The organism is Mesorhizobium sp. M0011 (genome assembly GCF_040324155.1).
GTDB lineage: Bacteria > Pseudomonadota > Alphaproteobacteria > Rhizobiales > Rhizobiaceae > Mesorhizobium.
Window position 1 is genome coordinate 22,196 of sequence record NZ_JAMYVQ010000037.1, and the last position, 12,042, is coordinate 34,237.

The following is a 12,042-nucleotide window of genomic DNA, read 5'->3' on the forward strand; positions in this document are numbered from 1 at the left end:
CGCCCAAGAACAATGCAAAAGGCCGCCCGGTTGTTCCGGGCGGCCTTTTGCGGTCAAATCGGCATTGGTCTATTCGGCGGCTTTCGGAAAGGCGATATCCGGCTCGGTTCCGGTATCCTGCCCCTGCGCATCGGTCGAGGAAATCTCGCCCTTGCCACGCCGGAACAGCCGGCTGAACCAACCGCGCCGTGCGCCCGGCTTGACCTTGGCGCGGGTGAACACGATCAGCATCGACGGCGTCACCACCAGCGTCAGCACGGTGGCGAAGGACAGGCCGAAGACGATCGCCGAGGACAGCGAAATCCACCATTGCGTCGACGGCGCGTTGATCGTCGTCTCGTGATGGAAGATTTCCAACCCGAGGCCGAAGGCGATCGGCAGCACGCCGAGAATGGCCGAAACAGCCGTCAGCACCACCGGACGGGCGCGCTCGCGGCAAGTCTGCAGCACCGCCTCGACCTTGTCCCAGCCTTCTTCACGCAGCCGGTCATAGGTGTCGATCAGCACGATGTTGTTGTTCACCACCACGCCGGCCAGAGCGATGACGCCGATGCCCGACATGACGATGCCGAACGTCTCGCCTGTTATCAGCAGGCCGAGGAACACGCCGATCGTCGCCATGACCACGCAGGACAGCACCAGCCAGACGCTGGTGAACTTGTTGAACTGCGCCAAGAGCACCAGGAAGATCAGGAAGATCGCCGCCCCGAAGGCCTTGCTAAGAAAGGCGCTGGCTTCGGCGCTGTCCTCGTTCGAGCCGGCCAGCTTCCAGCGGATGCCGCTGCCGAGATCCATGTCGGAGACGGCTTTGGTGACCTGCTCCTGCACAGCCGCGACCTGAGCGCCGGCGGCGACGTTGGCCTGGACGACCACCGTACGCGCGCCGTCGATGCGGTTGAGGATGCCGACCGTCGGCTCGGGCTTGCGCACGACGAAGTTCGAGATCGGCACCGAGCCTTGTGAGGTCTGCACCCTGAGTTCGTCGAGCGTCGACAGCGTGCGCCGGTCTTCGGGCAGCCGCAGCCTTATGTCGACCGCGTCGTCGGCTCCGGCAGGCCGGTATTCCGAGAGCTTCAGCCCGTTGGTCACCAGTTGCACCACCGTCCCGACCGAGGTTGGGCTGATGCCGTACTGCGCCGCCTTGGCACGGTCGACCTCGAGCGCCCAGTCGACACCGGGCGGCGGCAGGCCGTCGGAAATATCAATGACGCCGGGCACCTTGCCGATGCGCGCCGCAACCTCACGGGCCTTGTCGTCGAGCCCCTTGGGGTCGACGGCCGAAAGCCTGATCTGGATCGGCTTGCCGGTCGGCGGACCGGCTTCCGGCACGCGCACCTCGACATCGACGCCGGGAATGCCGGCCATGACGCCGCGCAGATCGTCCAGGATGTGGTTCGCCGACTTGCGCTCGCGCCAGTCGATGAATTCGTACTGGATGACGCCGACGACGTCTTCGGGGATATCCTGGCCGCCGCCTTGCGTCTTGCCGACGCGGGTGTAGACCGATCTCACGCCCGGCCAGCCGAGCAGCCTGTCTTCCGCGATCTTGGTCGCGGTATCCATTTCGGCCAGCGAAAGATTGCCGCGCGCATGCACGTAGAGCAGGCCGTAATCCGGCTCGACATTCGGGAAGAACTCGACGCCGGCGCCGTATTTCGAATAGGCAAAGCCGACGCCGAACAAGAGCGCGACGGTCAGCACCAGCACGGTGATGGGGAAGCGCACCGCCTGCTTGACGATCGCCATGTACCAGCCGTCGCGATTGTCATCCTCATGATGCGGCGGCGCCTTGGCGAAGATCGCCCCCAGCGTCGGCGCGAAGACAAGCGCATAGAGCATCGAGGCCGATAGCGTGACGATCAGCGTGATCGGCATGTACTTCATGAAGTCGCCGATGATGCCCGGCCAGAACAGCAGCGGTGAGAAGGCGGCGATGCGCGTCATCGTCGCGGCGATGACCGGACCGGCCATGCGCTTGGCTGCGAGCGCGAAGGCTTCCTCCTTCGGCATGCCTTCGCTCATCCGCCGTTCGGCGAACTCAGTGACGATGATGGCGTCGTCGACCAGCATGCCGACGGCCAGGATCAGGCTGAACAGCACGATCATGTTGATCGTGTAGCCCATCATCGCCAGCAGCAGGATGCCGATCAGGAACGACGACGGAATCGCAAGCCCGATGAGCAGCGAGGCGCGGCCGGACAGCGCGTAGAGGATGACGATGAACACCAGGATGACGGCGATCATCACATGGTTCTGCAGGTCGCCGAGCAGCTGGTTGACGAAGACCGACTTGTCCTGCGTGTAGGTGACGTTCATGCCCTCGGGCATCGACTTGACGAACTCGTCGGACACCGTTCGCACCTTGGCGATGGTGTCGATCAGGTTGGAGCCGATGCGCTTCTTGACTTCGATGGCGATGGCCGGCTTGCCGTTGAGACGGGTCACCGTCTCGGCATCCTTGAAGGTCGAACGGATCGTCGCGATGTCCTTGGCCTGCACCACGGCATTGGGGCCGGCGACCACAGGCAGTGCGGCGACATCCTCCGGCGTTTCGATCAGCGACGGCACCTTGACGGCGTATTTGCCCTCCGAGCCTTCGATATTGCCGGCGGCGACCAGGCTGTTGGAGTTGCCGACCGCACCGATCAACTGATCGAGCTGCAATCCATAGGAAGACAGCTTCATCGGATCGATGACGACCTCGACGAGATCGTCGCGCGCACCCTGCAGCGAGCCTTCGAGAACACCGGGAACCTCCTCGATACGGTCGCGTAGTTCGCGCGCGGCGGCGGTCAGCACGCGTTCGGGCAGATTTCCCGAGAGCGTGACGACGAGCACGGGAAATTCGGAAATGTTGACTTCGGTAACGACGGGTTCTTCCGCCGCCTGCGGCAGGTCGGCCTTGGCGTCCTGCACCTTGCTGCGCGTGTCCTGCAGCGCGGTGGCCAGATTGGTCTGCGGCTGGAATTCGACCAGCACGTAGCCGCCGCCCTGGAAGGCGGCCGAACGCATCTCCTTGAGGCCCTTCAGGCTTTTCAGCTTGCTTTCCATCGGCCGCAGCAGAAGCCGCTCCGAATCCTCGGGCGAAATGCCCTGATAGATCAGGCTGACATACATCATCGGAATCGGAACGTCGGGCTCCGCTTCCTTTGGCGTCGCCTGATAGGCGACCCAGCCCGCCAGCAGAAGGAAGACGAGGACCGAAATGGTCAGGCGGGCATTGTTGATTGCGAGTCTGACGATATCCATGGCTAACGCCTGTTCTTGAATTTCCACGAGCTGCGTCGCAGCCGATTGTCCCCGCCCAGGGCTAGTCCGTCGCGACTTGTGCTACGCTACTGGGTGCCGGTCGTCGCCTCGCCGAGCAGCTTCTTGATGATCGCCTGGTCGGCCTCGACCGGATTGACCAGATCGCCTTCCTTCACCAGTTCCTGGCCGGCGACGATGATGCGGGCGTCGGCCGGTATGCCGCCGAGGACGAGGCCGGTCGGCGTGTCGTCAACGAGGTCGATCGGGAAGAACGCCACCTTGTTGTCCTTGCCGACGGCACGGATGCCGAGTTCGCCCTTGTCGCCGAGCGTCACAACCGAGCGCGGCAGCAGCACCGCGTCGGTCGGCTGTGCGTTGAGCGCGATTTCCGCCGTCATGCCGGCCGGCACGGAGCCGTCGGCATTGGGGACGGCAACCTCGACGCGGAAGGTGCGGGTCGCCGACGAGGCGTCGCGGCTGATGTAGCGCACGGTGCCTTCGACCGTCTGGCCGCTGACCAGCCGTATGGTGGCCTTGTCGCCGAGCTTGAGATAGCCGAGATCGCGCTCGCTGACTTCGCCACGGGCAATCACCGGATCGAGCTTGAGGATGGTTGCCACCTCGCCGCCTTGCATGACGGAACTGCCAAGTTCCACCGGCACCCGGTCGATAACGCCGTCGAAAGGCGCCTTCACCTCGTTGCGGTCGAGTTCGGCCTGTGCCGTTTCCAGCAGCGACTGCGCCGAGGTCAGGTTCGAGCGCGCGGTGTCGAGCTGCAGCTTCGGCAGATTGCCGGTCTTCATCAGCCGCAAGGCTGCGTCCAGCTCGGCCTGGCGCTGCACCACCAACTGCTTGGCGTTGTCGACCATCGAGATCTTTTCTTCCGCCGCAAGCATCAGCACCAGATCCCCCGTCTTGACGTGATCGCCTTGCTTGACAGGTAGCTTGTCGATGACACCGGCGACGCGCGTCGCCAGCACCGCCCGCTTGTCGGCTTCGGTCAGCCCGGAAATGCGGATGGCGCGTGCATAGGTCTTGCGTGGCGGCGTCACCACCGCGACGGTGCGCAGCGGTGCCTTAGGCTCGGCTTCCGCCGTCTTCGGCTTGCTTGCGTCCGGCGCCTTGGCCTGTTCGGCTTCGGCTGCCTTGGCTTTGTTGGCGGCTACGCTGCCGACCGACGAAAACTCGCCTGTCGCCATCCACGCCGCGAAACCAATGAGCACAACAACGGCTGCAAGCTTGTGAAACCTGATTCTCATCGTCGTTTTTTCCACTGCGGGTTCGGCCAGCGTCCTCATAACGCGGGCGCGTCGCCGATATGGGTGCGCGCCGAGCCGTGTTCAATTTGCCGTGATCGGCGAAGCGCGCTTCTACATCAAAGTTGCACCGCAATATAGTCTGAAAGTTGCAAGATCATTGCGCCGGCGGACAAGATGCGCCGGCCGCTGCCCAGTTTTCGATCGCTTGATAGGTTGCTTCGGCGGAGCCCGGGGCTGGTTCACGACCCGATCCTGGCGCCCAGCCCCAGGCGACCAATCTGTCGTCGCGAACATGCAGCGCGATATCCTTCAAGCTACGGTTGCCGTTGCGCAGGGGATCCTTGATCTGGGCGCAGATTTCGGCCGAGGATTTGCCGAACCAGGCCATCTCGGCTGGCGCCAGATGCCAGTTCTCGGCCCCGGGCGGACCGTGCAATGCCTTGGAATTGCTGGCGAAATGGCAAGTCGTGCAGCGCAGGCCCGGATTGCCGAAGCCCGACCCGTCAGCACCCCGCTGGACATTGAAGGCGTGAACGCGCGTACCGCCGTAATGCGCACCCGACCAGCGCGGCCGCTCGTCCGCGACATGACAGTCGGCGCAGCGCGGATGCGAGAACACCGCATAGACCTTGTCCCATTCGGACAGGCCTTTCGCCGCGTCGACGGTCGCCGGCGCCGGCATCTGGCTCTCTTGCGCGATCGCAAACGGCGCTGCGAGCACGAGCATGGCAGCAGGCGTCAGCATGATGAGGAGCTTCTTCATGCGAAGGCCACCGTTTTCGACAGCGGCAGCGTGCGGACGCGCTTTCCGGTGAGCGCGAAGATGGCGTTGGCGAGCGCCGGAGCCGCCGGCGGTGTGCCGACCTCGCCGACGCCGCCCATCTTGTGGAAGTTTTCCAGGATGGCGACTTCGAAGACCGGGCACTGGAAGATCCGCATGGCGTCGAAATCGTGGAAGTTCGACTGTTCGACCATGCCGTCGGCGAAGGTGATTTCCTGACCCATAGCTGCGGAGAGTCCGTAGATGGCGGCCGAAATCAGCTGCGCCTCGATGATGCCGGGATCGAGCGCGGTGCCGACATCGGCGGCGATCCACACCTTCTCGATGCGGATGCCGGCCGGCGTGTCCGCCACCTGGACGATCTCGCCGACCCAACTGCCGAAGGACAGCGTGAAGGCGATACCCCTGGCCTTGCCGGCGGGCAGCGCCTCGCCCCATTTCGCCATCGCGGCGACTTTCTCCACCACCTTCACCGCCGAGGGATAAGCGGCCATCAGTCTCTTGCGCATCTCGACCGGATCGATTTTTCCGGCAATGGCGATCTCGTCCATGAAACCCTCATGGAAGAAGCCGTTGACCGAACTGCCGACCGAGCGCCAGGAGCCGACAGGGATGGAGACCGGCGCCGCGATACCGCTGACCCGGTAGTTCGGAATGGTGTAGGGCTGGTCATAGGCACCGTCGACGATGCTCTTGTCGGGACCGAGCGGCGATATCGAAGGAAACAGCCGGCGCAGCATGCCGGCAATCACTGATGGCGAGGCCATCCTCATGTCGACGGCGACCGGCATGCCATCGTCGCCGAGCCGCGCCTGGAACTTGCCGATGGCGGCCGGCCGGTAGGCGTCGTGGCGCATGTCTTCTTCACGCGTCCAGGTCACCTTGATCGGGCGCCCGCCCGTCTCCTTCGCCATCAGCGCGGCGCACAGCGCGTAGTCAACCTCGACGCGCCGGCCGAAACCGCCGCCCATGAAGGTGGTGTGCACAGTGATCTTGTCCTGCTCGATGCCGACCGCGTTGGCGCAAAGCTGCCGCACCAGGGTCGGCGCCTGGTTGCCGCACCAGATGTCGAGCGCGCCGTCCCTGAGCTGCGCCGTGGCGTTCATCGGCTCCATCGTCGCATGCGCCAGATAGGGCACCGCATAGTCGGCCTCGACGATCCTTTCACGCGGCGCGTCGGCAAAGGCGGTGTCGACGTCGCCATTGTCGCGCATCACCGACCCCTTGGTGCCGAGCGCCTGCTTCAGGACATCTGAAATAGCGGCGCTGCTGAGCGGGTATTCGGGATCGGACCACTGGGCATCGATCGCCTCGGCCGCCTTGAATGCCGCCCATGTGTTGTCGGCGATGATGCCGAAGCCATGGCCGTAATTCGTCTCCAGCGGCACGATCTTGATCACACCGGGCATTTTCTCGGCTTTCGAGAGGTCCGCCTTGATCGGCGCCGACCAGAAGCGCGGGCTCATCTTGACCGTGCCGTAGACCATGTCCGGCAGCCTGACATCGATGCCGAAGATCGGCGCCCCGGTCACCTTGGCCAGCATGTCGATGCGCTTTTGCGGCTTTCCCAGCAGTTTCCAGTCGGCCCGGTCCTTGAGCCTGACTTCGGCCGGCGGCGCCATCGCGGCGGCGGCCGCGGCGACCGCGCCATAGGTCAGCGACTTGCCGGACGCTTTGTGCAGGATCGAACCGTCGGCCGTTTCCAGATCGGCGGCGGCGACACCGAGTTTTTGCGCCGCAGCCGCGATCAGCATCTGCCGGGCGACTGCACCCGCTTGCCGCATCTTGTCAAAACCGTCGCGTGTCGAAGCCGAACCACCGGTGCCCTGCAGGGCAAGGAACTTGCCGACCACACCGAGACCCGAGCGCACCGCCTGCGCGATCATGCTCTCGTCGAAGAAGGCGAACGGACCGCCCTCTTCGAGGATCGCGGCGTTGTAATAGGCATGGGAGGCGGGGCCGTGCTCGACCTTGACCCGGTCGAGGCTCACATTGAGTTCTTCGGCGACCATGACGGCGAGCGTCGTCGAAATGCCTTGCCCCATCTCGGCCCGCGGCGCGACGATGGTGATGGTGTTGTCGGCGCCGATCTTCACATAGGGGTTGAAGGTCGCCTCGCCCTTGCCGAGCTCGGCCTCGAGCGGGTTCGGAAAAGGCTTGCGATAATAGTAGTAGCCGACGGCAACGCCGCCCGCGACGGCGGCAGCGCCGATCAGAAACGTGCGGCGGGCGATCTTTCCGACACTGGCCATGGTCAGAGCCCCGCCGTCTTGAGCGCCGCGGCCTTCTTGATGGCCGAGCGTATCTTCGGATAGGTGCCGCAGCGGCAGAGATTGCCACCCATGGCGTTGTCGATGTCGGCATCGCTCGGGTCGGCGACCTCGTCGAGCAGCGCCACCGCGCTCATGATCTGGCCGGCCTGGCAGTAGCCGCATTGCGCGACCTGTTCCTCCAGCCATGCCTGCTGCACCGGATGCAGTCCGCCTGCTGTGCCGATGCCTTCGATGGTCGTGACAGCTCCACTGACCTGCCCAACCGGGAGTGAGCAGGAACGCACCGGCTGACCGTCCACATGCACCGTGCAGGCGCCGCAGGCGGCGATGCCGCAGCCGAATTTCGGCCCGGTCTTGCCAATGAGATCGCGCAGCGCCCACAGCAGCGGCATGTCAGGATCGGCATCGATATCGAAAGACTGACCGTCGACGGTAAGGCGCATGGGGATACCCTTTGTTGTCGTCCACTGCCAAGGGCGAAGCGTCCCCTCGGCCGTTTGGCCCAATACAGATTGACAAATTTCGTCATTTTGTCAAATAGGATTTTGCAGGATAGAATTGCTCCATGAACCAGATCGAAGACATCGCCGCCACAGATCCCAAACGCGTCCGTATCCTGGATGGCGCGATGAAGGTGTTTTTGGCCTATGGCTTCACCCGCACCACCATGGACGACATCGCCCGCGCCGCAGACATGTCGCGCCCGGCGCTCTATCTCTTGTTCAAGAACAAGACCGACATTTTCCGCGCCATCGCCATGATGATCCTGTCGCGCTCGGTCGAGGCGGCAAAGATTGCCCTATCCGGCGATGGCCCTTTCACCGAGCGCATGATGCGGGCCATCGATGAGGCATTCATCTCGATGATGGGCGCGGTCGTTGCCTCGCCGCACGGCGCCGAATTGCTGGATATGAAATCGAGCCTTGGCGATCTGGTCGGCTGCTGGCGCGGCGGGCTTGGCGAACATATTGCCGCCGCGATCCAGGGGGAGGCAGCCAGGAACGGCGTCGACCTGGCGGCCAGGGGCCTGTCGGCGCAACTGCTCACCGACATGCTGCTCGACGGGCTGGAAGGCATGAAGGCGCGGATCAGAGATCCGGAGGGACAGCGGCAGGCGGCCGCTGCCCTGATCAGGGTGATCGACCTCGCCTTGAAAGCTCGATGAAACCAGCTGTATCGGGTTTCAGTTCAGGCCCGACGGCGAACCACCTCCGGATTTTTGCGCACAGCGAGGAATTCCTTGACCCGCCGGCCGGGTGCCGGACCGCGCACCGGCTTGAAGCCGTCATCGAGTTCGCCGGAGAGATCGAGCGTCGGTCGCTTGCCGACGGCGTCGTAATTCTCTTCCAGCCAGTCGCTGGCGGCTGTGCGGCCGAGGTCTCTGAGATACGTCAGGAACGCCCATTCGGCATTGACCTTTGATGACGCCGACAGGTCCTTGAACGCCTCGTCGGCATCGATGCGGTGCATGCGGATGTCGCGATATTCGCCATGCGGCAGACGGCCGGCGGCGATCAGTTCCTTGACGAAGGCGATCGAGCGGAATTCTCGCAGCAGCCCGGCGTTGAAGGTGATCTCGTCGATGCGGTTCTGGATCTCGTTGGCGCTCCTTGGCGTTCCCTCCCGCACCACCGGATTGATCTGCACCAGGAGCACATCCTCGGTCGCCGCGGTCTTGAAGAACGGATAGAGCGCCGGGTTGCCGCCATAGCCGCCGTCCCAGTAGGGCACGCCCTTGATCTCGACGGCGCGGAACAATTGCGGCAGACAGGCCGAAGCCATCACCACGTCGAGGTCGATCTCGCCGTCGGAAAAAACGCGCAACTGTCCGGTCTCGACATTGGTCGCCGAGATGAACAGTTCCATCGACTTGCAGGCGCGGACATTGTCGAAATCGATCTCCTGCTCCACCACGTCGCGCAGCGGGTTAAGGCCGAGCGGATTGGCGACGTAGGGCGAGAACACCCGCGACATGGTGTCGAAGAAGACATAGCCAGGCGTATTCTCGATCGACCAGTTGCCCCAGGCGACATCCCACGGCATGCGCTGCACTGGGCTGAACCGGCCCTTGGCCGCCACCGCGCGCCAGAAATCCTCAAGTTTTTGCCGCGCTCCCTCGACACCGCCGCGCACATATCCGTCGGCCAGCGCCACCGCGTTCATGGCGCCGGCGCTGGTGCCGGACACTGCTGATATCTCCAGCCGTCCGTCCTCCAGCAGGCGGTCGAGCACACCCCAGGAAAAGGCCCCGTGCGAGCCGCCGCCCTGAAGCGCGATGTTGATCGTCTTCTTCGTCTCCTCCGCCTTGCCGTTTTTGGTCATGGCGTCGTCCTTGGTGCGTTTTGGGTAGATGAGAAGATTTCGCGCCTCACGCGGCGGTCCAGCCGCCATCTACCGAGAGATGCGTGCCGTTGATCTGCGCTGCCGCGTCCGAGCACAGGAACACCGCCGCTGCCGCGATCTGCTCTACCGTGACGAATTCCTTGGTCGGCTGCTTGTCCAGCATGACCTCACGGATGACGGTCTCGCGGTCCATCTGATGGGCTTTCATCTGATCGGGGATCTGCGCCTCGACCAGCGGCGTCAGCACATAGCCCGGGCAGATGGCATTGCAGGTGATTTTTTCGCGCGCCAGTTCGAGCGCGACGGTCTTCGTCAATCCCATGATGCCGTGCTTGGCCGAGACATAGGCCGACTTGAACGGCGACGCGACCAGGCCGTGTGCCGAGGCGATGTTGACGATCCGCCCGCCGCCGGCATTTTTCATCAGCGGAATGGCGGCTGCAATGGTGTGGAATGCCGACGACAGGTTGATGGCGATGATGGCGTCCCATTTCTCGATCGGGAACTCTTCCACCGGCGCGACATGCTGGATGCCGGCATTGTTGACCAGGATATCGACCGAACCGAATGTTTCGGCCGCCTTGGCGACAAGCGCCCGGCATTCCGCCGGTTTCGACATATCGGCCTTGATGTAGGCGGTCTTCACTCCATACTGTTTGGCAATTGCGTCGGCCATGGCGTGGTCGGCGGTCGTGTCGGAGAAAGAGTTGACGACGACGTTGCGGCCTTCGGCCGCCAGCGCCTGGGCGATGGCCAGGCCAATGCCCGATGTGGAGCCGGTGATGACTGCGGTTTTTCTGGCGGCCAAGGGCGGAATCCTCTGGTTACGGCAAGAATGCATCTATGTTGCAGTGCAGCATATATGCTCAATACGACGCAATAACAGCGGCCAGATTTGTGGGCGAGATGAAATTTTCGTCATAAGCGGCCACACGGCCGCTCACCAGGAGGATATCGTTTGGATCGCCGGTCGCTCGCCAGGCGCCGATAAGCCTCAGGCAGCCAGCTCCGGCACAGGCCCGACATAGCGCGACTGCGGGCGGATCAGCCGCCCGATCGTCTGCTGCTCGCGCGCATGCGCGATCCAGCCGGCGACGCGCCCGGTGGCAAAGACATTGCTGAAAGCTTGTGGCGGAAAGCCCGCCGCCTCCAGCAGCAGCGCGGTGTAGAACTCGACATTGGTCTGCAGCGAGCGCGACGGCTTGGCAATCCGCAGCACGTCGAGTGCGGCTTGCTCCACTGTCTCCGCGAAGGCCAGCCGGCGGCCGGTTTCGCCCTCGCCGCCGAGTTGCCGCACGACCGCCTTCAGCACATCAGCGCGCGGATCGCGCACGCGGTAGATGCGATGACCGAAACCCATGATGCGCTCGCCATGCGCGATCTCGTCGCGCAGCCAGCCGGCGGCATCGCCATGCGCCTGGATCGCATCCAGCATCTCGATCACCGGGCCTGGCGCACCGCCATGCAGCGGCCCCTTGAGCGCGCCAAGCCCGGCCAGCACGGACGATGTCAGGCCGGCCAGTGTCGAAGCGACCACGCGGGTGGCGAAGGTCGATGCGTTGAGGCCGTGGTCGCAGACGGTCACCAGATAGGTGTCGAGCGCCTTCGCCAGCGCCGGCGAGGCGACGCTGCCGTTCAGCATCCTCAACATGTCGGCGGCATGATCGGCCCGGCTGTCCGGCGCGATCGGCTCCTCGCCGCGCTGCAGGCGCAACAGGGCCGGCGTCAGCACGGCGGGCGCTGCGATGAGCAGCAAGGCGTTCGTCGATGTGTCGCCGTCCGGCAGCAGCGCCATGCCGGCGCGCATGGCGCTGTAGACATCGAGCGACGCCAACAAGGGCAGCGTGAGCAAGAGCCGTTCGAACACGTCCGCACGCGCCTGGCCCAGCGCCCGCGTCAGTTGCGCATCATCGGGAAGGTCGTCGAAGAAGCCATCGAGCAGCAGCCCAACCACCTGGGCATAGTTCCACCGGCCGGCCAACTCCGGCAGCGAATGACCCCGGATCGTCAGACGGCCGCCAAGACCATCCACGTCCGACAGTATTGTTTCCGCCGCCACCACGTCATCGAGCCCATTCGCCATAGCCTTGTCTCCTTGAAGCATTTCCGGATCGGAGATAGAGATGGGCAACGTTTC

General features: G+C 64.1%; 9 protein-coding genes. 1 reads left to right on the forward strand and 8 read right to left on the reverse strand.

Features of this window, described 5'->3' with window-relative positions; genetic code table 11:
• Positions 1-69: 69 nt before the first annotated feature.
• The 5 genes from NKK51_RS28405 to NKK51_RS28425 form a co-directional block, all read right to left on the reverse strand.
• Positions 70-3,249, reverse strand: a complete 3,180-nt coding sequence (locus NKK51_RS28405; RefSeq protein WP_352555438.1) for an efflux RND transporter permease subunit — start codon at positions 3,247-3,249, stop codon at positions 70-72.
• Between the two features lie 86 nt (positions 3,250-3,335).
• A complete protein-coding gene (locus tag NKK51_RS28410) occupies positions 3,336-4,508 on the reverse strand; it encodes an efflux RND transporter periplasmic adaptor subunit (RefSeq protein ID WP_352555440.1) in 1,173 nt (390 codons plus the stop codon).
• Positions 4,509-4,662: 154 nt separating this feature from the next.
• A complete protein-coding gene (locus NKK51_RS28415; RefSeq protein ID WP_128305530.1) occupies positions 4,663-5,271 on the reverse strand; it encodes a hypothetical protein in 609 nt (202 codons plus the stop codon).
• Positions 5,268-7,541, reverse strand: coding sequence for a xanthine dehydrogenase family protein molybdopterin-binding subunit (locus NKK51_RS28420; RefSeq protein ID WP_352555442.1), 2,274 nt, complete (start codon positions 7,539-7,541; stop codon positions 5,268-5,270). Before NKK51_RS28420 ends, NKK51_RS28415 begins: the two co-directional genes overlap by 4 nt.
• Before the next feature lie 2 nt (positions 7,542-7,543).
• Positions 7,544-8,005 carry a (2Fe-2S)-binding protein gene (locus tag NKK51_RS28425; protein ID WP_013529191.1) on the reverse strand — a complete coding sequence of 154 codons (462 nt, stop codon included), beginning with the start codon at positions 8,003-8,005 and terminating at the stop codon, positions 7,544-7,546.
• A 122-nt stretch (positions 8,006-8,127) separates the two neighbouring features.
• Between NKK51_RS28425 and NKK51_RS28430 the strand changes: the two genes are divergently transcribed.
• Positions 8,128-8,727: a TetR/AcrR family transcriptional regulator gene (locus NKK51_RS28430; protein WP_023810908.1), complete on the forward strand. Its 600-nt coding sequence runs from the start codon at positions 8,128-8,130 to the stop codon at positions 8,725-8,727.
• A gap of 23 nt (positions 8,728-8,750) precedes the next feature.
• On the opposite strand, the gene NKK51_RS28435 is transcribed toward NKK51_RS28430, so the two are convergent.
• The 3 genes from NKK51_RS28435 to NKK51_RS28445 form a co-directional block, all read right to left on the reverse strand.
• On the reverse strand, positions 8,751-9,884 hold the full coding sequence (locus NKK51_RS28435; RefSeq protein ID WP_031213140.1) for a patatin-like phospholipase family protein: 1,134 nt from the start codon (positions 9,882-9,884) through the stop codon (positions 8,751-8,753).
• Positions 9,885-9,930: 46 nt separating this feature from the next.
• Positions 9,931-10,746 carry a 3-hydroxybutyrate dehydrogenase gene (locus NKK51_RS28440; RefSeq protein WP_031213135.1) on the reverse strand — a complete coding sequence of 272 codons (816 nt, stop codon included), beginning with the start codon at positions 10,744-10,746 and terminating at the stop codon, positions 9,931-9,933.
• 153 nt (positions 10,747-10,899) lie between these two features.
• Positions 10,900-11,988 (reverse strand): citrate synthase/methylcitrate synthase, encoded by a 1,089-nt coding sequence (locus tag NKK51_RS28445; protein ID WP_023810905.1) that lies wholly within the window; start codon positions 11,986-11,988, stop codon positions 10,900-10,902.
• Positions 11,989-12,042 lie beyond the last annotated feature (54 nt).